This window comes from Veillonella intestinalis, assembly GCF_943193155.1.
Lineage (GTDB): Bacteria > Bacillota > Negativicutes > Veillonellales > Veillonellaceae > Veillonella_A > Veillonella_A intestinalis.
This window is the reverse complement of record NZ_CALPDB010000006.1, coordinates 149034-175613: the sequence shown is the minus strand read 5'-3', so window position 1 is coordinate 175613 and position 26580 is coordinate 149034. Positions and strand designations below refer to the sequence as shown.

At 37.9% G+C, this 26580-nt stretch carries 19 protein-coding genes and 1 tRNA gene; 14 read left to right on the top strand and 6 right to left on the bottom strand.

What is annotated here, in order from left to right; all coding sequences use genetic code 11:
* Nucleotides 1–5 precede the first annotated feature (5 nt).
* Both NFR44_RS08495 and NFR44_RS08490 read left to right on the top strand, forming a co-directional pair.
* On the top strand, nucleotides 6–815 hold the full coding sequence (locus NFR44_RS08495; RefSeq protein ID WP_251443773.1) for an amidohydrolase family protein: 810 nt from the start codon (nucleotides 6–8) through the stop codon (nucleotides 813–815).
* A 242-nt stretch (nucleotides 816–1057) separates the two neighbouring features.
* Nucleotides 1058–1729, top strand: coding sequence for an NAD(P)H-dependent oxidoreductase (locus tag NFR44_RS08490; RefSeq protein WP_251443770.1), 672 nt, complete (start codon nucleotides 1058–1060; stop codon nucleotides 1727–1729).
* A 118-nt stretch (nucleotides 1730–1847) separates the two neighbouring features.
* Here the strand turns inward: NFR44_RS08490 and NFR44_RS08485 are convergent, their stop codons facing one another.
* Nucleotides 1848–2603, bottom strand: coding sequence for a LysE family translocator (locus NFR44_RS08485; RefSeq protein WP_251443767.1), 756 nt, complete (start codon nucleotides 2601–2603; stop codon nucleotides 1848–1850).
* Nucleotides 2604–2759: 156 nt separating this feature from the next.
* On the opposite strand from NFR44_RS08485, the gene NFR44_RS08480 reads away from it, so the two are divergent.
* A complete protein-coding gene (locus NFR44_RS08480) occupies nucleotides 2760–3986 on the top strand; it encodes a M20 metallopeptidase family protein (RefSeq protein ID WP_251443764.1) in 1227 nt (408 codons plus the stop codon).
* Nucleotides 3987–4107: 121 nt separating this feature from the next.
* Here NFR44_RS08480 and NFR44_RS08475 read toward each other — a convergent pair whose 3' ends face one another.
* Nucleotides 4108–5061, bottom strand: a complete 954-nt coding sequence (locus NFR44_RS08475) for a YihY/virulence factor BrkB family protein (protein WP_251443760.1) — start codon at nucleotides 5059–5061, stop codon at nucleotides 4108–4110.
* A gap of 373 nt (nucleotides 5062–5434) precedes the next feature.
* Between NFR44_RS08475 and NFR44_RS08470 the strand changes: the two genes are divergently transcribed.
* Entirely contained in the window at nucleotides 5435–6769 is a 1335-nt protein-coding gene (locus tag NFR44_RS08470) for a nucleobase:cation symporter-2 family protein (protein WP_251443757.1), read from the top strand.
* A gap of 216 nt (nucleotides 6770–6985) precedes the next feature.
* Here the strand turns inward: NFR44_RS08470 and NFR44_RS08465 are convergent, their stop codons facing one another.
* The gene (locus tag NFR44_RS08465; protein WP_251443754.1) at nucleotides 6986–7864 is read right to left on the bottom strand and encodes a LysR family transcriptional regulator; all 879 of its coding nucleotides are present in this window, start codon (nucleotides 7862–7864) and stop codon (nucleotides 6986–6988) included.
* Nucleotides 7865–8004: 140 nt separating this feature from the next.
* Between NFR44_RS08465 and NFR44_RS08460 the strand changes: the two genes are divergently transcribed.
* The 6 genes from NFR44_RS08460 to NFR44_RS08435 all read left to right on the top strand — a co-directional run bounded on the left by NFR44_RS08460 (nucleotide 8005) and on the right by NFR44_RS08435 (nucleotide 16804).
* Nucleotides 8005–10281, top strand: coding sequence for a hydratase (locus tag NFR44_RS08460; protein ID WP_251443750.1), 2277 nt, complete (start codon nucleotides 8005–8007; stop codon nucleotides 10279–10281).
* A 409-nt stretch (nucleotides 10282–10690) separates the two neighbouring features.
* Entirely contained in the window at nucleotides 10691–11134 is a 444-nt protein-coding gene (locus NFR44_RS08455; protein ID WP_251443747.1) for an MOSC domain-containing protein, read from the top strand.
* Between the two features lie 21 nt (nucleotides 11135–11155).
* Nucleotides 11156–12142 (top strand): GTP 3',8-cyclase MoaA, encoded by a 987-nt coding sequence (gene moaA / locus NFR44_RS08450; RefSeq protein WP_251443744.1) that lies wholly within the window; start codon nucleotides 11156–11158, stop codon nucleotides 12140–12142.
* Nucleotides 12143–12154: 12 nt separating this feature from the next.
* A complete protein-coding gene (locus tag NFR44_RS08445; RefSeq protein ID WP_251443741.1) occupies nucleotides 12155–13270 on the top strand; it encodes an aldose epimerase family protein in 1116 nt (371 codons plus the stop codon).
* A gap of 194 nt (nucleotides 13271–13464) precedes the next feature.
* Nucleotides 13465–14634 (top strand): iron-containing alcohol dehydrogenase, encoded by a 1170-nt coding sequence (locus tag NFR44_RS08440; RefSeq protein ID WP_251443738.1) that lies wholly within the window; start codon nucleotides 13465–13467, stop codon nucleotides 14632–14634.
* A gap of 340 nt (nucleotides 14635–14974) precedes the next feature.
* Nucleotides 14975–16804 carry a carbon starvation CstA family protein gene (locus NFR44_RS08435; RefSeq protein WP_277612545.1) on the top strand — a complete coding sequence of 610 codons (1830 nt, stop codon included), beginning with the start codon at nucleotides 14975–14977 and terminating at the stop codon, nucleotides 16802–16804.
* A 329-nt stretch (nucleotides 16805–17133) separates the two neighbouring features.
* Here NFR44_RS08435 and NFR44_RS08430 read toward each other — a convergent pair whose 3' ends face one another.
* Together NFR44_RS08430 and NFR44_RS08425 are read right to left on the bottom strand one after the other, a co-directional pair.
* Nucleotides 17134–17955, bottom strand: a complete 822-nt coding sequence (locus NFR44_RS08430) for a LytR/AlgR family response regulator transcription factor (protein ID WP_251443735.1) — start codon at nucleotides 17953–17955, stop codon at nucleotides 17134–17136.
* Complete coding sequence (locus tag NFR44_RS08425) at nucleotides 17952–19655, bottom strand: sensor histidine kinase (RefSeq protein WP_251443732.1); 1704 nt, start codon at nucleotides 19653–19655, stop codon at nucleotides 17952–17954. The genes NFR44_RS08430 and NFR44_RS08425 overlap by 4 nt, the downstream gene beginning before the upstream one ends.
* A gap of 230 nt (nucleotides 19656–19885) precedes the next feature.
* On the opposite strand from NFR44_RS08425, the gene NFR44_RS08420 reads away from it, so the two are divergent.
* The 3 genes from NFR44_RS08420 to NFR44_RS08410 all read left to right on the top strand — a co-directional run bounded on the left by NFR44_RS08420 (nucleotide 19886) and on the right by NFR44_RS08410 (nucleotide 21634).
* Nucleotides 19886–20026 carry a hypothetical protein gene (locus tag NFR44_RS08420; protein WP_172460559.1) on the top strand — a complete coding sequence of 47 codons (141 nt, stop codon included), beginning with the start codon at nucleotides 19886–19888 and terminating at the stop codon, nucleotides 20024–20026.
* 276 nt (nucleotides 20027–20302) lie between these two features.
* Nucleotides 20303–20566: a type II toxin-antitoxin system RelE/ParE family toxin gene (locus NFR44_RS08415; protein ID WP_251443729.1), complete on the top strand. Its 264-nt coding sequence runs from the start codon at nucleotides 20303–20305 to the stop codon at nucleotides 20564–20566.
* Between the two features lie 18 nt (nucleotides 20567–20584).
* Nucleotides 20585–21634, top strand: a complete 1050-nt coding sequence (locus tag NFR44_RS08410; protein WP_251443709.1) for a HigA family addiction module antitoxin — start codon at nucleotides 20585–20587, stop codon at nucleotides 21632–21634.
* A gap of 201 nt (nucleotides 21635–21835) precedes the next feature.
* Here the strand turns inward: NFR44_RS08410 and NFR44_RS08405 are convergent.
* Nucleotides 21836–21911, bottom strand: a tRNA-Lys gene (locus tag NFR44_RS08405).
* Nucleotides 21912–22488: 577 nt separating this feature from the next.
* Here NFR44_RS08405 and NFR44_RS08400 point away from each other — a divergent pair.
* Entirely contained in the window at nucleotides 22489–26016 is a 3528-nt protein-coding gene (locus NFR44_RS08400; RefSeq protein WP_251443692.1) for an ESPR-type extended signal peptide-containing protein, read from the top strand.
* The last annotated feature ends 564 nt before the right edge of the window (nucleotides 26017–26580 follow it).

The window sequence follows — 26580 nt, the reverse complement described above, 5'->3', positions numbered from 1 at the left end:
TTATTATGAAAGTTGATACACATGCACATGTCTTTTCACCAGATTTGCAGTTAGCTAATGATCGGCGTTATGCTCCATCCTATGAAGCAAGTATTGAAGATTTTATTGCAAACTTTGAATCTAAAGGGCTACAAGCTGGTATGTTGATTCAGCCAAGCTTTTTAGGATTTGATAATAGTTATATGGTAGAGGCTATTAAAAAGTATCCAAATAAGCTATATGGGGTGGCCGTTGTAAATACGGATATTACTTTAAAAGAGCTAGAAGAATTAGCTAAGTATAATATTGTTGGGATTCGCCTTAATTTGTACGCTCGAGAAATTCCTAACTTACGTGAAGGAGAATGGCCACGTATTCTAAATTATGTAAAACAGTTAGGTTGGCATGTAGAGCTTCACATTGATGCAATACAGTTACAGCCGTTAATTGATGCATTATTAGAGGCGGGTGTGAAAGTAGTTGTTGATCATTTTGGAAAACCGACAGCAGATATAGCTGCAGAAGATGAAGGGTTTAAATATTTATTGTCAGTTGGTAAAACAGGACAAGTGTGGGTTAAAATCTCAGCTTCGTATCGTTTGAAGAAGGAAAAAACGTTAGAGGATAATGTAGCAATTGCTAAAACATTAATACCTAAATTATTAGAAGCATTTGGGCCAAGTCGTTTGTTATGGGGCAGTGATTGGCCACATACACAGTTTGAAACTTCAATTACGTATGATAAGGCTTGGCATGTTTTGAGTGAGCTTGTCCCTGATAAAGCTACTCAAGAAATCATTTTGAGTCAAAGTTTTGCTGAGTTAATCGGCAAGTAAAAAATTTAATTATTGATATTTAAATAATTATTTCATTCGAATTTATAGTCATAGTAGAGTTCTAAAGTTTTATGTTTAATAGATATTTTTATTTCCTTCAAGTGTTTAATGTAGTATGGTATACTAAATATATCGATATAGTTGTTTGATGATTTAGTAATTAAATTATCAGGCTATTTAGCGAGGTGCTACTATGTATATTGTGTAGCTTATGTATTACTACATTTGAAAGGAAGATATATATGAATATTACATCTAAAGATATTTTAGAGGCATTTAATTTTAGATATGCTTGCAAGAAGTTTGATGAAAACAAAAGAATACCAGAGGCAGATTTTAATACAATTTTAGAAGTAGCCCGTTTATCACCAAGCTCTTTTGGTTTTGAACCATGGAAATTTTTAGTGATTGAAAATCAAGCGTTAAAGGAGAAATTACTACCTATTTCTTGGGGCGGTCAAAATAGTTTAAAGGGAGCTAGTCATTTTGTGATTTTATTGGCTCGTAAAAAAGTCGATACTGTCGTTGATGCTCCCTACATTACACATATTATGAAGGACATCAAACATATGCCTGATGAAGTTATGGATATGATGCGTCAAGCATATGGCAATTTTCAGCAGAATGATTTTAACTTGTTAGAAAGTGATCGGGCTATTTATGATTGGGCGAGCAAACAAACGTATATTGCGTTGGCCAATATGATGACTGCTGCGGCAATGCTTGGCATTGATTCTTGTCCGATTGAAGGCTTTAATATTAAAGCGGTAGAAGAATTACTCGCCACAGAAGGTATCGTGGATACTAATCATTTTGGTGTATCCGTTATGGCGGGCTTTGGCTATCGTGATGAAGAACCTCATCGTGAAAAGACACGCCAAGCGATTGAAGATATTGTAACTTGGGTTAAATAATTAAAAGGATGTAACTATTACATGAGAGTGATTCATGTAAGGTTACATCCTTTTTTATTAAATTATAATAGTATTATAATATGCAACTGTAACATCTAGTTTTTAAAGAATAACGTTTTTAAAAGAATAGCAATAAGCCACCAATGCATAATAAGACGATACCTTGTATGCGATTTAATAGGCGTTGTGAACTAGGGCCTTGATGTAAAAAGCCGCGTAACTTGCCGGCACATAGGGCGATAAGGCTGAACAGGACAAAGGCTTGTAAACTAAAGGTGGCACCTAAAAAAGCAATGGATAAACTAGGATTTTCACTATTAGGGCTTACAAATTGTGGTAAAAAGGCTAAGAAAAATAATAAGACCTTTGGATTTAAGATGTTCATAATCAAACCCTTACGGTAAATAGCAAATCCCGTTTCAGACCGCTCTATTGCTGCAGTTTCCTTTTTGTGTGTAGTAAGTTCTGTTGTATTTTGGGTTGCTGTAGCCGTTTCAGTTGTTGCTATTTCTGCGGTAGCTGTTTCAGTTGTTGCTATTTCTGCTGTAGTCGCTTCAGTTGTTTCTATTTCTGTTGGGGTGGTTTCAGATACGTTTGCTGTAAAAGCACCCCAAGCAAGATAAAATAAATAAGCCGCGCCTACATATTTTAACAGAGAAAAGGCGATAGGTGAACTTTTTACTAAGGCAGCTACACCTAGAATGACTAATGTTGTATGAAATATAATGCCCGATGCAAGACCGCCTGCTAAGATAATGCCAGCTTTAGCACCATCAGCTATACTTTTAGCTAGCAAATATAAATTGTCAGGCCCTGGTGCCAAGGTCAGAAGAATGGAAGAGATTAGAAAATAAGGAAATAAAGTAAAATCCATAAAAAACTCCTTTGATGCTTGTTAATACATATATTACCAAGTATAACACAAAAATAAAAGGAAGGCTGAAAATAAATCATAGTATTTGAGTAGGAAAACTTGACAAGAAGGCTCAATTATTCTACTATGAAAGCCAAAGAGATTGGAGGAGAATATATGGAATCAATGATAAATACTAAAATTACAGACGCTACCAGTACGGTAGCAGCTGTTAAAGAATTACAAAAAGAATATGAAAAAGATATTATTGCTTGGCGTCGCTATTTGCATCAATATCCAGAAGTGAGTTTTGAAGAGCAAGAGACGACAAAATACTTAGCTGGTGAATTGGATAAATTAGGCATTCCGTATGAAATTAACCCTGAAAAAAATACAGGGTTAGTAGCTTGGATTGAAGGACCTAAGCCAGGTAAAACAATTATGTTGCGTGCTGATATTGACGCACTTAATGTAACGGAAGAAACTGGTTGTGATTTTACATCACAGCATGCTGGTAAAATGCATGCTTGTGGCCACGATGGTCATATGGCGATTTTATTAGGTGCGGCTAAAATGCTTAAAACATTGCAACATGAAATTGAAGGCAAGGTATATCTTGTATTCCAACCTGCAGAAGAAAGCGCTGAAGGGGCTGAATTTATGAAGAAATTTGGTACCTGGTTTGCTGAAACAGACAGCGTATTTGGCGGGCATATTTGGATTGATTTGCCAGCTGGCAAAGTATCTGTAGAAGCTGGTGAGCGCATGGCAGCAGCACTTGAGATTAATATTGAAGTAGAAGGGAAAGCCGGCCATGGTGCACAACCTCATTTAACTGTGGATGCAACGGTAGTAGCCTCTGCCATTGTTATGAATTTGCAGACTATTGTTTCTCGTCATTTTAGTCCATTAGACTCTGTAGTTGTTACAATTGGTAAAATGACAAGTGGTGATCGTTATAATGTCATTTCAGGCCGTGCTAAGTTGGAAGGAACTGCTCGTTATTTCAAACCGGCCATAGGTGAAGAGTTAAAGAAAGCCATGGGACAAATGGCTGAAGAAACCGCAAAAGCGTATGGAGCGACGGCCAAAGCTTCATTCCGTCAGATGGTACCTCCTACTATTAATGAACCTGCTTGTTCTGAATTGGCTCATCGAGTGGGCGCTGATTTATTCGGTGAAGAGAATGTAGTTCTTATGGAAAAAACTATGGGTGGCGAAGATTTTGCTTATTATTTAGAAGAAAAACCGGGTTGTTTTGCCTTCTTTGGTATTGCTAACCCTGACCTTGATGCGGTTCATTCTCACCATAGTAATTTCTTCAAAATTGATGAGTCCGCTTTGCCAATGGGGGCGGCTATGTATGCTCAGTACGCTTTGCAGTGGTTGAAAGAAAATAAATAAAGTTAGCCGATAAGTAAAAAGTTAAAAAGCAATTTAATAAAATAAATTAAATAAGATAATAAAAAAGACAAGCTATAGAAAATTATTTAGTAGTTTCTAGCTTGTCTTTTTATTTATATAATTATGTGTTATCGTTAGCTTTTGCTGTTTCGTTGGCTACTTTCTCTTTATCGCGATTTTCTTGTTCTTTCTTTTCTTCATCTTGGAGTAGCTCATCTAATTGATGGTCAATAGCTTCTTTTTTTAGGTCGCTGTCTAAATCTCTATTGCGAATAATTTCAGCACTAATAAGAATGGTTTGAACCGATAAGTTAATCCAAATAAAGAGGATCATAATGCCTACGAGAGGCCCGTAAGTGGCAGAGCCACCCGCGAAATTTGTGATGTAAAAACGATAGCCTACTGTTAATAGTAGCCATAAAACCGTAGCTAATAAGCCTCCTGCAAAGGAACGTTTCCAGCTGATAACATTTCCTTTTTTATGGCGTGGTGCATAGTGATAAAATAAGGTTAAGGACAGAGTAAAAGATACTAGTGGCAATAAGGTTGTAAAGGCAGCTGCCAAATTGATTACGTCTTTGGAGATGCCGAAGAAATTGCCAAATAATTGTAGGAAGGATTGGCCGTACACGGAGAGAATAAGGCCTAAGAAACCTGTAATAGCCCCAATCAAGGTAAAGAATAAGGCTTTGCTATACATTTTAACAATGCCTTCTTCAATATGATCCAGTCCCAGCATTGTGTTAAGGGCATTAATTAAAGATCGTGTACTGGCTGATAAAGTCCAAAAGGCAGTGATAATACCCACTGAAAAGAGGGTGGTACTTTGATTCTGTGTCAAATCATCAATTAATTCTGTTAAGGTATGTTGAGAATCCGGTGGCAATAAATCTACTAATTGATTGAGTACATCCGTGTTATGGTTGAGAAATACGGTAATACCAGTTAAGACAATGATTAGAAATGGTACTATCGATAAAATAATATAATACGTTGTTTCAGCTGATAACCGTGAAATATTGTGACGGCTATAGTCTTTTAAAATAATATTGACCCAATTAATCATAGACTTCATAGTCGAAAACTCCTTAGTTATTTGAAAACAATAAAAATGAATACAATTCTTTATATCATACTTTTGCGACTTTGTAAAAAGATGTGAAGCATGTATTCTTAAAATTTAGTCTTATTATGAGAAAATAGGTTTTGACAAAGGGGAAAAATCGTTGTTTAATAAATATAAGGAATATATAGTTGGTGTTAAATTAGAAATATTTATTAAAAAGCAAGTGTAATTTATAAATTATAGGACCTATAAAACTGATATCTTTGTAGGTGTAGTAGAAGGGTTCACAGGTTGATTTATATTGTTAGAATTTCTATAAATATTTCTAAAGTAGCAACTATGTATAAATAGGTATAATGGTATTTTGTATGAGGGGGTTCTCATGAGCGAAGACGTTAAAAAGGCTGTTCATCCCGTCGATGAAATGTTGCCTACATCGCAGTTGTTTGCCTATGGCTTGCAACATGTATTAGCCATGTATGCAGGGGCGGTGGCCGTGCCAATCATCGTAGCACAGGCTATGCATTTGTCTGCAGAGCAGCTAATTCATTTGATTAATGCAGATTTATTTACTTGTGGTATTGCTACATTAATTCAAACCCTAGGTTTTTGGAAAGTAGGGGCTAGAATTCCTATGATCCAAGGGGTCACCTTTGCTTCGGTAACACCTATGATAGTTATTGGCTCTCAAGGAGGGATGACCGCCATTTATGGTGCCATTATAGTGGCGGGGTTGTTTACCTTTTTAGTAGCTCCGTATTTTAGTCGATTGATACGCTTATTCCCACCAGTGGTAACTGGTACTATTATTACCATTATAGGGATTACCTTATTGCCAGTTTCTGTTCGTTGGATTACCGGCTATGCGAAGCCTACATCACCTGAATTTGCAAGTCCCATGAGTTTGTTTTTAGCATTTTTAACTTTGACTATGGTTATTCTGGTATATCGATTCTGTAAAGGCTTTTTAAGTAATATTTCTGTATTAGTAGGCCTAATTGGTGGTACTATTGTTGCCACTCTTCTAGGGGTAGCTGATTTTAGTGAAGTGGCGACGGCTGATTGGATTGGTTTCATTACACCATTCTCTTTTGGCTATCCTACCTTCGATGTAGGGGCCATTATTTCTATGATTATTGTAATGATTGTAGTTATGGTGGAAACTACGGGCGACTGTGTAGCGATTGGTGAAATTGTAGGTAAGCCAATGGGTCGTAAAGGTCTGGCTAAATGTTTGCGTGCCGATGGTTTATCCACTATGTTGGGCGGTATTTTTAATAGCTTCCCATACACTGCATTTGCGCAAAACGTAGGTTTGTTAGCGGTAACTCGTGTAAAAAGTCGTTTTGTAGTCGCTATGTCTGGTTTAATTCTTGTAGTATTAGGTCTTGTACCTAAAATGGCGGCCATTGTAGCGTGCATTCCAAACTCTGTATTAGGTGGGGCAGGTATTGCTATGTTTGGTATGATTATTGCTAGTGGTATTCGCGCTTTATCTAAGGTTAATTTTGAAGGTAACTACAATCTAATGTTAGTTGCTGTAAGTATTGGGATGAGTATGGTTACCTTAACAGAGCCTAATTTCTATCATAATTTCCCAAGCTGGACTTCTGTTATTTTACATAGTGGCATTACACTTGGTAGTTTGACCGCAGTTGTGCTTAATTTAATCTTCAATGGTTTCGGTAAAGAGGAGCCTGTTGAAGAAGACGATTAACATAATAAAATTGGTTACTTTTAAGGCCGCTCTCTAACTGTTTTAGTTAACAGGCGAGAGTGGCCTTTTATTTTTGATTGTAGTTTATTTGGATATATCTAAGTATATAGGGATGCATTGAAGATTTTAGAAATAGATTTTGCTTATAGTAGATTGAAATAATTAACTGTTTGTCTTATATCTTGTTTAGGGATATCATGTATGCATAAAGAGGAATTATAGCTTGGGTGAAAGGGGCTGTGTGTAGTTAATTACAAAATCTACAAATGTTTTTACGGCTGATAATTGTTCATAGGAATGGCGATAGTACATCCACGTTTTTCTTAACAAAAAGTTTCCTTCAAGATCAATTAATGGTTCCGCTATAACGTCAGGGGTATCCTGACCACAGCTTTGGGATAGGAAGGTATAGCCTAGATTTTGTTGCACTAATTTTAAAGCTGTATCCATAGCATCTACTTCAATGGCCGTTTTAGGGGGTTTTTGAAAATGAGCATACCACCAATCATCTAGGACGGATTGTAAGAGGGAGTCCGTTTGATAATGAATATAAGGTAGCTTGGGCAAATCCTCGATAGAAATAGGTGTTTTATTAAAGACACATAGTGGTTCTTGCCAAAGCAGTTTTTTATGTTCTGTCCAATTGTGATCACCACGGACGATGCAAACGTGAAGATCTCCTTCAAGAAAGTCACGATAGCGATTGTGACTGTAGCCACTTTTCATTTGAATATCTATGGCTGGATATGTTTGCTTGAATTCGTGAAGTAATTTGGGCATATGGTATTTAGAAAAAACATTGGAACAACCTATGCGAATGAGACCTTTGGCAATATGATCTTTGGAAGCTAAGAACTCCTTGGTAGCTTCATAGGAGTTAAGGGCTTTCATAAAATAATGATATAAATATTCGCCTTCGGTAGTAAACTCGATTCCGCGAGGACGACGGATTAAAATAGTGCAGTTAAATTCCTTTTCTAAACGTCGTAGCCTATCACTTAAGGCTGGTTGCGATAGGAACATTCGCCGAGCTGTATGGGTAATATTTTTTTCTTCATATAAGGTTTTTAGTAATAATAAATCTTTATCATCCATAGTTTTCTCCTATTGATATAAGTAGTTAAGTATAAGTATAACATATATCTAAGGGATAGATAATAGGTGATATAGGTATAGTTGTAAATTGGTTTTAGTGAATTATAAAATGAGTTACATTGTAAAATGGAGGGATAAACATGGTTTCGTTACAAAATGGTATGTATTTAATTAATGGTCAACTAATGACCGAAGAGATGGTACAGCAGCAGGGCCTTTCAGTGAATAAGGAAGATGCTCGTCGTGGTACCATAGCGTATTCAATTTTGGAATCCCATCAGCAGGCGGAAGGCATGAATGATTTACGCATTAAATTTGATGCATTAGCATCTCATGATATTACCTATGTGGGTATTATTCAAACGGCGATTGCCAGTGGCTTAGATAAATTTCCAATTCCGTATGTATTAACTAACTGTCATAATAGTTTAGCCGCTGTAGGTGGCACGATTAATGAAGATGATCATGTATTTGGTCTATCCGCAGTTAAACGGTTTGGTGGCATTTATGTACCACCTCATTTAGCTGTTATTCATCAATATATGCGTGAAATGATGGCCGGTGGTGGCAAAATGATTTTAGGTTCAGATAGCCACACTCGTTATGGAGCCTTAGGAACCATGGCTATTGGCGAAGGCGGTCCTGAATTAGTAAAACAATTGTTAGGGCGTACTTATGATATTAAACGACCTGAAGTTATTGCTATTTATTTAAAAGGCAAACCAAAACATGGTATAGGGCCACAAGACGTTGCCTTAGCAATTGAAAAAGCTGTATTTGCTACGGGCTTAGTTAAAAATAAAGTTATGGAATTTATCGGACCTGGGGTAGCATCCTTGTCTATGGACTTTAGAAATGGCATTGACGTTATGAGTACGGAAACTACCTGCTTGTCCACAATTTGGCAGACTGACACTGTAGTGAAAGACTTCTTAACAATCCATGGACGTCCAGAAGCATATCGTGAAATGAAACCAGCCGATGTAACGTATTATGATGGTGTTGTTATGGTTGACTTAGATGCGATTGAATCTATGATTGCTATGCCGTTCCACCCTAGTAATGTGTATACGATTAAAGAGATTAATGAAGGCGGTATTGACTTATTACGCACTATCGAAGAGAATGCGATTGCTCAATTAGATAATAAATCATTGTCTTTAGGTCTTACTAATAAATACTATGATGGTAAATTACATTCCGACCAAGGGATTATTGTAGGTTGCTCTGGTGGTTTATATGAAAACTTGGTGGCAGCGGCTAATATTGTTGGTGGTAAAAGTGTAGGTAATGGCCGCTTCGCATTTAGCGTATATCCTTCCAGTCAGCCAATTTATCTAGAACTTATGAAAAACGGGGCCTTGGTTGATTTAGTGGAAGCAGGGGCTATTGTACGTACTGCATTCTGTGGGCCTTGCTTTGGTGCAGGGGATACGCCAAATAATGAAGGTTTTAGCGTGCGCCATGCAACTCGTAACTTCCCTAGTCGTGAAGGTTCGAAACCTGGTAATGGTCAGATTTCATCTGTGGCCCTTATGGATGCTCGCTCGGTAGCCGCTACCGCAATTCATGGAGGCGCATTAACACCGGCTACTGAAATTGATTATGATGATTCTGTGCCAGAATTCCATTATGATGCTAAGCCATATGAAAATAAAGTGTATGCAGGATTTGGTGAAGGCAACAAAGAAGAACAGTTAATTTATGCACCATCCATTAAAGCTTGGCCAAAAATTGAGCCACTACAGGAAAATTTACTTCTTAAAGTAGCAGCATATATTGATGATCCAGTGACAACGACTGACGAATTAATTCCATCAGGGGAAACATCTTCCTACCGTTCAGATCCATATGCCTTATCTGAATTTGCTTTAAGTAGAAAAGTACCTGAATACGTGGGTCGTGCAAAAGCTGTTAGAGATATTGAAAAAGCTCGTCAAGATGGAGAAAATAGTCCAGAATTAGTTAAATTATATGAAGTGGTTAAAGACGCTGTTTCATACACTGGAGATGTAGCTGAGTTTGTGAATAGTACGTCAATTGGTAGTGTTATTTATGCTAATAAACCAGGTGATGGTTCGGCTCGTGAACAAGCAGCATCTTGTCAACGTGTACTTGGTGGGGCCGCTAATATTGCACAAGAATATGCGACTAAACGCTATCGTAGTAATGTAATGAACTGGGGTATGTTACCATTTTTAATTAATGAAGATGATGCTAAGAAAATTACAGTGCATGATCTTGTTTGGGTACCAAAAGTACGTGATATCCTATTGAGTGATGATACTACATTTACTGGTTATGTAATTGGTGAAAGTGGTGTACAAAAGATTACCTTAACACTTGGTGATATTGAGCAGGATGAAAAGGATATTATTGCAGCCGGTTGCTTAATTAATTATTATGCGAATAATTAATTAGCATAAAGAATAATTAATTAGCATAAAGTTTGATTAAAAAGTAAGGGTATGAATAGTAAAATAGTGAAGCACTACATTATGTGTAATTAAATACGTTGCATTATGTGTAATTACATACGCTGCACTATATTAAATCTGGCATGACTTAGAATTTAGGTCATGTCAGATTTTTTTGTAAAATTAACAAGTAAACATGTTTAAGTTACCTATATCGTGTTATAATAGCTATTATATAGAAATCAATCTATACAGTGTTGCCAGAGCAACATACAAAGTGATTGATACAGTGGCATACTAAGCGTAGTAGCATGCAGCCGTAAATTTGCTAGGTATTTGTATCATCGGAGTATTTAGGGCTATGTACAGCTAAGACTTAGTAGGTCATAGAAAGGAACTAATATATATTATGGCAAAGGTTATTGCGATCTCCATTAGCGAAAAAAAAGGACAGAAGAAACATAATATTCCAGAAGCCAAGTTAATTACTGACTTTGGCATGGAAGGGGATGCACATGCTGGTAAATGGCATCGCCAAATTAGTTTGTTAGGCATTCAAAGTATTGATTTAATGCGAGCTAAGGGGGCGGATGTAAACCCTGGTGATTTTGCTGAAAACATTACAATTGAAGGCGTTGTTTTATATGAATTACCTGTCGGTACGCGTTTATTTGTAGGTGACGATGTACTGTTAGAAGTGACTCAGATTGGCAAGGAATGTCATTCTGGCTGTGAAATCCAAAAGCAAGTGGGTTCTTGTATTATGCCAACCCAGGGAATTTTTGCTAAAGTGTTAAGCGGTGGCACGATTAAAGTTGGCGATACTGTTGTGGTAGAAGAAGTGGCTAATTAAATAGCCCATAGGAGCGTTCGGATGGTACAAGATAGTTGGCAACGAACAATTGAATATGTGCGTGTATCACTAACGGAAGCCTGCAATTTTTGCTGTCCTTACTGCCGGCCAGAAGCCATTACCCCAGAGAGTCAAACCAATTTGCTAACACCTGATGAGTGGCTTGTTATTTTAGAAGCCTTTCATGAATTGGGGATACGCGCGTTGCGTTTGACAGGGGGTGAGCCATTACTATATCCGCAACTTGATACCTTGTTAGCTAAGTTGCAAGAACGTCAATGGTTTGAGGATATATCGATGACTACGAACGGCAGTTTGTTGGCTAACCGAGCGGATAGTCTATGCAAACTTGGTTTACAGCGGGTCAATATTAGCTTAGATGCTGTCGATGAAAAAACATTTGATGAGCGTACTGGCCGTACAGGGCAGTTACAAGCCGTTATTGATGGAATTGAAGCCTCCTTGCAGGCAGGGTTTAAAACAGTAAAAATTAATACTGTATTGATGGAAACATTGTCCGATGATATGGTGCGCTCTTTATTAGCCTATATGAAAAAATGGCCTGTAATCTGGCGATTTATCGAATACATGCCATTTCAAGGCGAGAAATTTAGAGGACCTACGTTTGATATGTGGCAGCAACAGCTGGAACGATTATGTGGTGGTAAACTAGTTCCTGTAGGACCAGCGCCTAAGACGCAGGACGTGACAGGCTTTGGCCCGGCCACGTATTATCGTCTGCCACAAGGTAATTTAGTGGGCTTTATTTTCCCTATGAGCCATAGTTATTGTGACTCATGTAATCGAGTGCGTTTAACGTCTGATGGTCGTTTACGCCTTTGTTTGCTTCGTGATGATGAAGCTGATTTAGTAGGTTTAGTTCGTCAAGGTAAAACAGCGCAAGAATTGGCACAGTATATTGTTGAAGTTTTACAATTGCGTAAAGAGCAACATGATGGCGCTGATATGGATGTACCTAAACGTGCTATGTGGCGCATCGGCGGTTGATGAGGTGACACAATGAAGCGGTATGATTGGGGTAAGACAAAAAAAGGTGAGGCTGTCAAGCTATATGAATTAGAAACGGAACAATTAATAGTTCGGATTTTAAATCGTGGCGCCACTATTGTAGATTTTATTGTAAAACCTTTGAAACGAAACATTGTGCTAGGTTATGATACGTTTCGTGGCTATGAACAAGGTGATGCCTACTTAGGCGCTACTGTAGGGCGCGTAGCTAATCGCATTGGCGGTGCTCGCTGTGAAATTGATGATAAAACCTATTCGTGGACACCTAATAATGGGCCTAATTTATTGCATAGCGGTGAATGTAGTTTAAGTTTTGCTCTTTGGCAATTGGTACCTAATAGTGAACGCAAAGAAGTCAATTATGAAAAAATAGTGCTCGCTACTACCTTACGAGGTCAAGATGATGGATTTTCTGGCGATTTGCGGGTTCAGCTATTGGTGGAAGTAGATGGAGCTGAGTTACGATTAACGTATCAATACATGACTTCAGAAAATTCAGTAGTCAATATTACAGGTCATAGTTATTTTAACTTGAATGGTACAGCCGCTCTACCTCATGTCAATGGGGCTATGGTTGCCGCTGATCAAGGCTTAATAACAAACCATGAAGTTCAATTGAATGCATCCCAATATTTACCATTTGGCGATAATCAAATTCCAACTGGTGAGATTGTTTCCGTGGAAGGAAGTCCTTTTGATTTTCGTGCATGGCAATCTATAGGTGACGCCTTGCGTCAGTATCAAGCACCATTAGCGGCTTATCGTGGCTACGATCATCATTATGTGTTGCGAGCGCCCAATACATTGGCGTTGTCTGATAATGGTATGATGAGTCATTCGCCGGTGGAAGTACAACGTTGCGGTTCGTTTCGGGTAGCGGATTTGACATTACATGTTTTATCAGATGCACCGGGCTTCCAACTATATACAGGTAACTGGCTAGCTGATGAAGGTCGTCAAGGTGAAGTCTATGAACAATACAGTGGAATTTGTATTGAACCACAATTCGCACCTAATGATGTGAATATGGCGACGTTTCAGGAATCGTTGACAAAAGCCAATGAAATGTACGAACGACGTATTACATATGCTGTGGAACTTCATTAAGATAAATCATATATTGGAATAGACATACAGCTATTGAAATAGACATGCAGCGAAAGAAATATTGAGAAAAATAATAAAATGTTTCGTTGTATCTATAGCTAATTTACGTTACAATTAAGATAATAAAACAGGAACCGGTTGTGCCACGCATGACCGGTTTACTGCATATGGATATGAATATAAAGGAGGTCCCTATGGACGCATTTACTTTTTATAACCCAACGAAGATTGTATTTGGCAAAGATTGTGTAAGTCAACTTAGTGAGGAATTAGCTCGCTATGGCAAAACGGTGTTACTCACCTATGGCGGTGGTAGCATTAAAAAGAACGGTATTTATGATGCCGTTAAGGCTCAATTACAAGCTGCTGGTAAAACTGTCGTTGAATTAAGCGGTATTATGTCTAATCCTCGCATGGAAAAAGTGCAGGAAGGTGCTGATTTGTGCCGTAAACATAATGTTGACTTTGTCTTGGCTGTTGGTGGTGGTTCCGTTATTGACTGCTCTAAATTTATTGCTGGTGTAGCGAAAACAGCGCCTGATTTTGATTGGTGGGAGCATATGTTTATGAAACGTGAAAACGTAACAGAAGCTTTGCCTATTGGGGTTGTTTTAACGATGTCGGCTACAGGCAGTGAAATGAATAACCGTGGTGTAGTTACTAATTGGGAGCTACAGAAGAAAATGGGCGGTTTTGGCGATGCTCTATTCCCACAATTTTCTTATCTAGATCCTACATATACATATACAATGCCACAAGAACAGCTAGTAAATGGTATTTGTGATATGTTATCCCATTTGATGGAGCAGTATTTCTCCTTGCCTGAAACGAATAATTTAAGTGACGCTATGATTGAAGCAGCCTTTAAGAATATTATGGAAAATGCTGATATTGCAGTTAAGAATCCAACAGATTATGAAGCTCGTTCCAATTTGATGTGGGGGGCTACGATTGCTCTTAATGGTATTATGGGCTTAGGTAAAAAACAGGACTGGATGGCCCATCAGATTGAACATTCCTTATCTGCGTTCCATGATATTGCTCATGGGGCTGGCCTTGCTATTGTTCACCCTATGCTACTTCGCTACATTTATAAAGATCATGTGGCACGCTTTGTGCGCTTTGCTACCAATGTGTGGGGCTTAAAGCGGAGTGACTACGACAGTGATGAGGCATTAGCCTTAGCGGGCATTGAAGCATTACGGGCTTATTTCAAGAGCCTTGGTGCACCAACAACCTTGACTGAAGTAGGGATTCCCGCAGAAGATTTACCAGCCATTGCGGAAAAATCAAACCGCTACCCAACATCATATACAAACTTTACAACAGAAGATATTTTGAACATCTATAAGAGCGCATTGTAATTTTATTTAAAGTATTAAAGCCGTTAGGCTACACTATTTCAATCGTGCCCTTAGATTCCAAAAAATAAAAATAAGCCGTAACAAGATGAAGAACTATAACTTACATTTTGTTATGGCTTTTTAGTTTATGAGTAGTTTTTCATTTCTTTTTGACAAACTTTATTTCCGTTGATAGCCCGATTTGTTCCATTCATAGAAAATTCGTTTACCAGATGTTTAAAATAACATACAATGCTATCAGATGAAGATGAGATGACAAGGTAACTTGTGAGCGGACAATCTATCACAAGAGAATCTCAGCTTACCATTGCACTTATTTTATTTTAGGAGGTTCCTACAGATGGAAATGAACGGGCTTTATTTAGTTATTGTATCGGCCCTAGTGCTTGCGATCGCATATCGCTTGTACGGGTCCTTCATAGCTGCCAAAGTATTGACGGTTAACCAATATCGGACAACACCAGCGGTAGCTATTAATGATGGGGTTGACTATGTACCTACCAATAAATGGGTAACCTTTGGTCAACATTTTGCTGCCATTGCTGGGGCAGGTCCTTTAGTGGGACCAGTTATTGCAGCACAATTTGGTTATTTACCAGGCGTGCTTTGGATTTTGATTGGTTCCGTATTAGCTGGGGCTGTTCACGATTTCGTGTTATTATTTGCTTCCGTACGTTATAATGGTAAATCCATTGCGGATATTGCGAAATCTGAAATTTCTAGCTTAGCTGGTATGGGCACTTTACTAGCGACTCTATTCTTGCTTATTATTACCATGGCAGGGATGGCAGCAGTAGTAGCTAACTCTCTTGAAAACTCTCCTTGGGGCTTTTTTACAGTGAGTGCTACGATTCCAATTGCTGTATTCATTGGTGTGTATCTTCGTTGGATTCGCCCTGGTAAAATTCGTGAAGCCACTGTTATTGGTGTTGCTTTGATTATGGCCGCTGTTATTTATGGGCCAGACATTGCACATTCCTCATTAGCACCTTATTTCACTTGGGATCGTCATTCCATTCAAATTATGTTAGCTGTATATAGCTTCTTTGCAGCAGCATTGCCAGTTTGGTTGTTATTAGCACCTCGTGGTTATTTATCTACTTACATGAAAGTAGGGACTATCGGCGCATTAGCACTTGGTATTATTATCGTAATGCCTGTTCTTCAAATGCCAGCTTTCTCTGATTATGTATATGGTGGTGGCCCTGTACTTAGTGGCTCTGCTATTCCATTCGTATTCATTACGATTGCTTGTGGTGCCTTATCTGGGTTCCATGCTACCGTTTCCACAGGTACAACCCCTAAAATGATTACCAATGAAAAAGAAATGTTACCAATTGGTTATGGCGCTATGCTTACTGAAGCATTTATCGCTATGATGGCGTTGATTGCAGCTACTAGCTTACATCCAAGTGACTATTTCGCAATTAACTCTACAACTGAAACATTTAATGCGTTAGGACTTCAAGTTCATGAATTGCCAGCTTTATCCGCTATGGTAGGGGAAGACTTAATGCATCGTCCAGGTGGTGCAGTGTCCTTGGCTGTTGGTATGGCTCATATCTTCTCTCAAATTCCAAGCATGGCTCACCTTATGAGTTACTGGTACCATTTCTGTATCATGTTCGAAGCTTTGTTCATCTTGACATTAATCGATACTGGTACACGCGTAAGCCGTTATATGGTACAAGAATTATTAGGTATGGCATTCCCTAAAATGAAAGATGCTCATTGGTTACCAGGCGTTTATATTGCGTCATTCCTTGTATGTTTCACTTGGGGTTACCTCGTATTACAAGGCAATATCGGAACCATTTGGCCATTATTTGGTGTATCTAATCAGTTGTTAGCTACTATGGGGCTTGCCATCGGTACTACTGTTATTATGCACCTTGGTCACAAACGTTACGCTTGGGTAACATTGATTCCTTGTATCTTTATCGCAGTTATTACAGTTATGGCGGACTATGAAAATATCGTCTATAACTATATTCCAGAAGGTCAGTGGATGCTTGTCGGTGTAAGTATTCTTATGCTTATCCTCGTTGCTATCGTTATGGTTGAAGCCGTTCGCAGTTGGATTCGCTTGGCAAAACAACCACAAGACTTTAGAACCGAAGCAGATATTGAAGCGGAAGAAGTAACTAATATGGAAACAGAAAATGCATAAGTCAATACCATTTTCTGTAGCCTAACATTCATCTAACATTAGAATCTCATTACAACTACTTACAATAAAATTAGGAGACTCCTCTAGCCTAATCTGAAACGTGATGGCTACTAGAGTCTCCTCGTTTTTTTGCTATCTTTCTACCTCTCACTAAAAGAGCTTGCTAGGGATTAACCTGATATAGGTTTGAATAGAAATTACATAAAGTACAGAGGATAAGCAAAGCGAGAGGCCTCGCGTAGCGACCATTGCTATCTTTCCTAGCTGGTCGTGAGGGAGACCTCTCGCTTTACTTTTATCAATACTTTATGTAGTTTTTTTAGCCAAACTTAGTTAATCCCTAGCAACTCTTTTATCAACTTCACTTGTGCTTTACTTACAGGAATGTCTACCAGTTCTTGTCCTTTAGCCGTTTGCTGTGGCAAGCGAAGCCAATAGGTGCCTTTAAACCATGGTACGACTTCACGCACTTTGTTAAGGTTCACAATATAGCTACGGTGCACGCGGTAAAGTGAAGTGCCACGAAGGCGCTCTTGTAACTCTGTCAACGTTTTGTTAGAGCCATATTTCCCAGAATCCGTATGGACTTCTAATCGTCCTGATTCTCCTGTAATATAGGCGATACTGTCTAAGTCAATCAAGAGAATGTGTGCACCATCATCTACCGCTAGTTTATTAGTACGTACCGTTGGCGTGTTATCAGCGGAAGCGGTAGGGGGCGTGGCCGTAATTGCAATATCCTCTTGTATAGATGCATTTTTTTCACTAGGTAGACCTTGCGGATATAAAGCTTTGATTACATGTTGGATAGCCTTGGATAAGCGATTTTCTTCAATGGGTTTTACTACATAGTCTAAGGCTTGTAGCTCAAATGCTTTAAGGGCATATTCATCGTAAGCCGTGGCAAAGATAATACGACTGTCTGGCGAAATATCACGAATGACCTCTGCCAATTCTAGGCCAGATAGACCACGCATGTGAATATCTAAAAAGATTAATTGTGGTTTTTCACGAGTAATTAGTGAAATTGCAGAAGTGGCATTGTCGGCTTCTCCAATGATATCAATGGTGGTACTGTGGTTCGTAGTGAGTAGATAGCGTAGCTCGTCGCGCGCTGGTGCTTCGTCATCAATTAGAATGGTGCGAATCATAGGACCTCCTTTTCAGGTTCTGGTTGAATTTTGGGAAGGCGAATAGTTACAGTTGTGCCTTCTTCAGGAATTGAAGAAATGGTGAGACCATATGGAGCGCCATACAGCCCTTGAAGGCGATGATGTACATTGCTCAAACCAATGTGACCTTCTGGTGGTTGCTCCAAATAATAATTAGGATCTCCCTGAAAGCCGACACCATCATCGGTAACAGTTATAATAATATCTGTTTCTGTCATCGTGCCTTCAATGGCAATAGAGCCCCCCACTTCACGTGGCTGTAAGCCATGCTTAATGGAATTTTCAATAATCGGTTGTAAGGTAAGGGATGGAATGCCAAAGCTGAAAATGGCAGGAGCAATATTATGGGTCACAAAGAGTTTATCTCCATGGCGGGCCAGTGAAATTTCTAAAAAGCCACTTACTTGGTCCCATTCCTTTGCAAAGGAAATAACACGCCCTGTATATTGCAAGGTGAAACGAAACATTTGGGAAAATTTGATGAGTAAACGTCGTGCTAATTCTGGGTTAGTTCGTATTAAGGACGAAATTGTATTTAAAGTATTAAATAAGAAATGGGGATTGATTTGCGTGTGGAGCGCTTGCATTTTAGCGGCCTCTGTTAATTGACGCTGTTGATCAATCTCTGTTAATTCTAGCTGGGGAGAAAATAAATCGGCTAGCCCTTGAGCAAAGGCTACATCGGATGAATCGGGATAATGAGTTGTGTCCGTATAGTACATTTTAAGCGAGCCGATGATACGCCCGTTAATACTTAAAGGAACGACAATGGCACTGTTTAAGGTGCAATGAGGATCTGTACAGCCAATTTCATCATGTGAATAGGCAATATGGATAGTGCCCGACGTGAGAGAATGAATGGTTACATTTGTTAAATGGTCAGCTACCCCAGGGGCATGATGATTAGCTTCAGCTCCGATATAAGCTAGTACGTGCGTCGTGTCAGTAATAGAAACGGCATCATAAGAACTGTGCTTTTTGATAATTTGTACGACTGCATTAGCAGATTCAGGCGTTAAGCCTTTGCGGAAATAACGAACCGTTTCACGAGCAATAGACAAAATATTTTGACTTTGATTGGCCTTTTGCGTTTCCCGTTGGTGTAAGCCATCTTTGATGATTTTCATGAAAAGAGCAAGACCAAGAGAGTTAGCAATGGTCATAGGTACGGCAATGTCACCGACGAGAGCGGCTGCCATATGATAGGGTTCGGCTACTAATAAGATGATGAGCATTTGGATAATTTCGCCAAAGAAGCCGATACCTAGGGCTATGGGCCAAGGTATTAATTTGCGTTTATAAAACTTTTGAAACAGACCGGCTAACAGGCCTTCGGTAATAGAAGAAATGGCACAGGCCAGAGCGGTAAAACCGCCTAATGAATAGCGATGTAAGCCTGAAACAAGACCAACGGCACCGCCTAAAAAAGGGCCCCCTACTAGACCGGCCGCCATGATACCAATCATGCGAGAATTTGCTAGGGCATCATTGATGGGAATACCGCCATAAGTACCTAAAATAGCAATACTTGAAAAAATAAGAATAAAAATAAAACGATCGAACCAAGATAAACGATTAGCCATGAGCCGATCAAAGAGTTTTAAACGAGAAATGACAAGACCGAGCACAATGGCCGTGCTAATTCGCTTAATCATTTCAAATAGTAAAATATCAGTCATAGGAAAGTCCTTTCAGAGGTATAGGACTGAAATCGTCGTTAGCGTCTATTCCTATACATATAATAGAATATGGTATTGGTTTCATTATATCATATGCACAATTGGTATACATAGCATGCTTTTGAGGTTGAGAAATGAAGCTGAATTTAGTAGAATAATAACAGTTATATCTTGAAAAACTGAAAAAATTAGAGAATTATTTATCATACAGTGTGATTGGAGGTTTTGGTATGTGTTGGTGCGATATTGTTTATAAATCTGGCGTTTCTCGCCTTGGACAAGGCTTAGAAGGAACACTTCATTTTTTAGCCTTTTGGGTATTGACACTTAGCTTTATTCGCTTAGGTGTATCTTGGATTTTTGGCATTTAAAAAGTCACCCGTGTTTGACGAGTGACGGTGGAGTAGGTATAATAGAAAGAGAGATAGCTAAGTATTGCAACGCTCGGCTCATCTCGTAACTTTAACAAAGTATTTGAGAAATGGCCTTGACGTTACTTCGACGTTAAGGTTATTTTAGTATAAGCATATTTTCTTGCTAATCTGATTAAATAGTGTTAATATTAAATTAACCTTATAGGTTAATTTATTTGTGGGAGAAGGTGCAAAAAACTGGATGTTACTTATAGAACTAAGAAGTTAGAAAAAGTGTGTACAGAAGGTAAAGAGGCAAAGAAAACATATGGGGAAGAAATGTCCGCAAAAATCTTTCAGCGTATTAAAGAGTTAAAACATAGTGATAATGTTGAAACTTTAATAAAGTTTTCCGTGGGAAGATGTCATTCATTAAAAGGTCAGCTTGAAGGACATTATGCAATGGATTTAATTCACCCGTATAGATTAGTATTTAGAAAACATGAAGAAAAATTAGATGTAGTAATAATTATTAGCATAGAAGATTACCATAAATAATCAAAGGAGGGTTTACAGATGTATAGCAGTAAGAATTATATAGCAATTCCTCCAGGTGCTACCATAAAAGAACAATTAGAATATAGAGGAATGTCTCAAAAAGAATTTGCTCAAAGAATGAACTTTAGTGAAAAACATATTAGTAATTTGATTAATGGAAAAGTAGAACTTAGTGCTGATGTAGCTTTACGGTTAGAGAATGTCCTGGGCTTGCCCATGAAGTTTTGGCAGGGTTTAGAGGCCGAGTATAGAGAAGATTTGGCAAGAGTAAAAGCTGAATTGGAAATGGAACGAGAGATTGAATTAGTTAGGAAAATTCCTTATGCTAAAATAGCTAGCCTTGGATGGGTAGAGAAGACACGAGTTGCGATAAAAAAAGTTGAAAATTTACGACGTTTTTTTGAAGTTTCTAAATTAGAAATTATAGATTCTTTAAAAATACCAGGAATTGCATTTCGTGTGAATGGGGAATCAAATAAAAGTAATTATGCACTTGCGGTATGGGCGCAACAAGCAAAACTGTTGGCAAGACAACGTGTAGTTTCGGATATTAACATTGAAAAATTAAAAGAAAGTATTCCTAAAATACGAAGGCTAACGACACAAGAGCCTGACGAATTTTGTCAAACTTTGAAAGAATTATTAAGTGAGTGTGGAATTGTTATAGTTTTTTTACCTCATTTAGAGGGATCTTTTTTACATGGAGCATCATTTATTGATGGGAAAAAAATTGTATTAGCCCTTACGGTTAGAGGTAAAACGGCGGACATATTTTGGTTTAGTTTATTCCATGAAATGTATCATATTATTGAAGGTCATATTTATAATCAGCGAATGACAACTGAGTGTGAAGAAATTGAAGCTGATTCTTTTGCTGCAGAGACGCTAATCCCTAAAAATGAGTATGAAACATTTTTAAAAACATACACAGGTGATAAAGAGTCTATTTGCCAATTTGCGTATAAAATGGATATAGCTCCAGGAATTGTGTTAGGCAGATTACAGAAAGACAATATTTTAGGTTATCAATTGTATCAAGAATTGAAGGTTAAATATCAAATTGTATAGTTGCGTTATCGATGAGGCTTGTACCTAGCAAAATTACAATGCCAATTTTATTGCACTGTATTCGAGCTGTGAATCCAACAATCGACATTATTATTTTAGTGTCTATTTACAGGTAATGATACTTGAAACGCCCTAATCTGGAAAATCGGATTAGGGCGTTTTTGTATGTAAAAAAGGTCTTGCATTAGCAAGACCTTGGTATGGTGGACCACCAGGGGATCGAACCCTGGACACCCTGATTAAGAGTCAGGTGCTCTGCCAGCTGAGCTAGTGGTCCATGACAACATAGATATTATATACCCATTGATTTAAAATGTAAACTATTAATTTGAAAAAGGGAGTGAAATAATACAAGCTTCTCGAGGTGTATATTAGGCTATCAAGAGGGGTATATAAAATATAATGTCAATAATCATGAATTTACTATGAATTAATGTTTTGAAAGTTGATAAAACATAATAACCTATCAATAAAGTGTGTATTAAATGATAAATGTTATATAAGAAATATAGATTTAGATTTTTACAATATATATCAGAACTTTTTATATATGTTGCTGTAATTGATAAACTTGAAAAAGTTAGAATTTAATGAAAGGTTAGTGAAAAATATGATGAGAAAACTGTTAAAATTTATTGACAGATATAGGCCGTAAAAGATAAAATAATTAAGCAAAAGAGAGATAATAGTTTGCGTGGTGTGACGCGCCTAGCAACTTTATTAATGTGAATTAATGTGTGGGGTGATATGAGATAGTTTAAGCGTCCTTACTTTTATTGAATATGTTTTTGGTTTGGTGTAATCATATATTTTACAGTTAAAATGACTAACTAGTATTATGGGAGGTTGAGTCAATGAATAAGCATTATAAAGTTATTTGGAGCAAGGTTAAGAACAGCTATGTAGTTGTTTCTGAACTTGCTAAACAAGCTGGTAAAACAGCAACAACAAAATCTCAGACAGGTCAGCGTATTGGTGTGACTTTGGCTGTATTGGCGTTAAGCGCAGGAATTAGTGGTAGTGTTTGGGCTGCTGATGCTACTGACACGACTATTGTTGAAGGTAAAGTATCATATAATGGTTCTGAAGGAACTTTAATTTTAACAGATAGTAATGCTGAAACTATTGAAATTGCTGGGTTGAAAAATCTTGATACAACAAGTGTTACTCTAGAAGGAGACACTCTAACATTTAAGCGTAATGATGACTCTACTTATGCTGTAAGTGGGATAGCTACTACTTCTGATGTAACCAATAATAAGACACATTACTACAGTGTAAAAGGCCCTCAAACTCCAGGTGGCAACTACAACAATGATGGTGCTACAGGTGACAATGCCTTAGCTGCTGGTGTAGGGGCTAGTGCAGTAGCTCACAATAGTATTGCCATTGGTCATAAAGCTTGGATTTTGGATAGTAATGGTGGTAAAGGCAGTGGCGACATTGCTATTGGTAATGGTGCTAAAGTTGAAAATTATGCCGACCAAAGTGCTGGTATTTCTCTAGGTCAAAATGCCTACGTAGAAAACATGGCTGGTAAACAAGAAGCTATCTTTGCCCTTGGTCAAACTACATTTAGCGGTAACTTCTTATCTACGGCACGTATTCCTGCAGATCCATCCAAATTGGCAGCAGGCATAGCTATTGGTGAAAACTCTTATGTTCGTTCTGGTAGTTTAATGGTGGGCACTCATAAATACATTGGCCAATTAGGTGATGTAAAGGTAGATACGTCTACTGAAGCAGGCCGAAGAGCTACTGGTGTGGGGGTTAATGCAACTACAATTGGTACTAATAGCTTTAACCATGGTACTTTCTCTACAATTACTGGTGCCTACTCTATTGCTACTAGTAATTATGCCGGTGGTCGTGACTCTGTTGATGCAGGTAAAAACTTTGGTGCCGTTATTATGGGTTCCATGAATAGCATGGAGTCAGCTACTGCTGAAAACTCTAGTTCTGGTGTAGCTAGTAGTATTGTAGGTTTGGCCAATAAAGTAGCCAATGCAAATGGGGCTTTAATCTTTGGTGCAGGGAATGAAATTACTAACTCTGTAACAAGTATTTCTATTCCTGGTACAGGCCTATTAGCTAGTTCTTCAGCAGCAAATTCAGCTAAAGAATTGCAAGTAAAAATGCTAGACATTATACGTAATACTGATAGTGGCGGGTCTACTTTGGCTATTGGTGGCAGTAACAAAGCTGATTACACTCGTGCATCTTCTATCATTGGTGTAAAAAACACCCTAACTGGTACAGCTGCAGACATTAGTCAATATAACTCCATTATGGGTTATAACAATAAAGCAGAAAATGTAGATGATGTAACTTTAGCAGGTATTAATAATACAGTTAAAGATACTAAGACTGCCGTTGTATTTGGTGATAATCGAAAAGTAACTGGTGCTAACAATAGTATCGTACTAGGTTCTGTTGATGAAGAAACTGAGCTAACTGCAACTGATGCGGTTGTAATTGGTCATAACGCAAATGTGGAAACAGTAGGTGGCGTGGCTCTTGGTTTTGATTCTATTGCCACTGTAGATAAAGGTGTTGTTGGTTATGACCCAGTTACAGATACAGCATCCACAAAAACTAATGCTACTTGGAAATCTACACTAGCTGCTGTATCTGTTGGTGCAAACGGTAAAACGCGTCAGATTACAAATGTAGCCGCTGGTACAGCTGATACTGATGCAGTTAACGTAGCACAATTGAGAACAGTAGCATCAGCTATTGGTGATGTTAAGAACCTTGTAATAAATGGCTCAAACGTACAAGAAGGAAAAAATATTACTGTAGCAGCTGGCAATAAAGTAAATCTTAATGATAATATCACTCTAGGACATGAATCTGATACGGCTAAGCAGGTTAATATTAATGGTGAAGCTGCTAAAGTAACTGCTGGTACAGGTGAAAACCAAGTGGTGGCTGATGGTTCAAAAGGTCAAGTAACTATTGGTGTAGATAATGGTAATCCTGAAGACCAAATTATCATGGGTAACCAAGAAGTTAGTCCTATTAAGGCCCCTGATACTCCGTTAGGTACAAAAGAAAATGGTCAATTCATTACAGGACTTGATAATACAACTTGGGATCCAGAGACTAATGGCTATGTAGAGCACCGAGCAGCGACTGAAGGCCAATTACATGATTTAGCTGAAAAAATTGGCAATATTGATACAGCTGTAAAAGATTCTAGTCGTGTATTTGCTGGTGATGATGGCGTAAAAGTAACTGTTAAGAATGGTGAAACCTTAAATCTTAAAGGTGGCGCTGATGCAAGCAACTTATCAGATGGTAATATTGGCGTAGTGGCCAATGGTCAAGGCTTAGATATTAAATTATCTAAAGATATAACAGGCTTAAATTCCGTAACAACTGGCAACACAACTATTAACAATGATGGTTTAACTGTTAAAGGCGCTGAAGGAAATACAGTTGTAGTAAGTGGCGATAATGTTAGCATGGGTGACAATGTGATTCACAATGTTGGCGCAGGCGAAGCTCCAACTGATGCAGTAAATCGTGGTCAGTTAGATGCTGTAAGCGATCGTGTAGATGGTTTAGCTGGTGATTTCGGTAATTTAAATGGCCGTGTAAATAAATTGAACAATCGTGTTAACGAAGTAGGTGCTGGTGCGGCTGCATTAGCTGCATTGAGTCCATTAGACTTTAATCCAGATGACAAATGGAATTTTGCCGTAGGTTATGGTAATTACAAAAATGCCGATGCATTTGCGATTGGTGCTTACTATCAGCCAAATGAAGACACTCGTTTCAGCATTGGTAGCACCTTAGGTAATGGCGATGAAATGTTTAATGCAGGTGTAAGTATCCGCTTTGGTCAATCCAATGGTGTATCTACATCGCGTGTAGCTCTTGCTAAAGACGTAGAATCCTTGAAACGTATTGTTCAACAGTTAGTAGCTGAAAATGAACAATTACGTCGTGGTGGTAATGGTATGGCTTCTGGTTACTCAGATATTTCTACTCGGGAGTTCCCAGATGTGCCTAAGAACCATTGGGCTTATGAATATGTGGATACTATTGCTAAGAAAGGCTTCACAATTGGTTATCCTGATGGTGAATTCAAAGGCGATCGTACACTTACTCGATATGAGTTTGCTGCTGTTATATATCGTGCGCTTAAGAATGGTGCTGAAATCGATGCAGGCATGGCGCGTGCTATCGATGAATTTGGCCCTGAATTAACTCGCCTTGAAGGTCTTGATCACAGTCGTGTTGACCGCATTGCTGGTGAAGATAATGATCGTTACAAAATCGAACGTGTTCGTGTAAATAATAAAGATAACGAAGAAAAAGGTGATTACCGCGACATTTTTGGTGGTAAAATCAAAAAAGAAGAAGTAGCTCAATAATTGAATAGTGAGTTTTAAAAACGACTGCATAGAAGTAATTTCTATACAGTCGTTTTCTTTATCTATTCCTGAATGGAATAGGGATTCTTGACAACATCTAATTTTATAGAACAATGATAGAAATAATTTGTAGCTATAGGTTAAAAGTGGAGTAATATATTAAATTAATTATTACTGACAAAATTAGTCTCTTTTTGTTTCGGCAAATTTATTCATTCTTACAATCTAAATTAGTATAATATAGACTTTAAGATATTTTAAATTCATATAAAATTTATATGAAATTTATATGAAATTTATATGAGGTTGTGAAATATAGATTAAATCGATTTTTCTTATGACTGAATTAGAGGGATTTTGCATTGAGTTAATAAGTTCAGTTATGGAAAAATTTAATTAGCAGAATTGATGGAATAAAAAATATATTAAAATCTTGAAAAACACTTAATTAAAATGAAGTTAAAATGAAATTAATGCAGCCAGAATGCGTATTTTGAAATTGACAGAGTATTATTATAAGGCTAGAATGAACACAAATGAAGTCTATTTGTTTTTTGGGAGGGG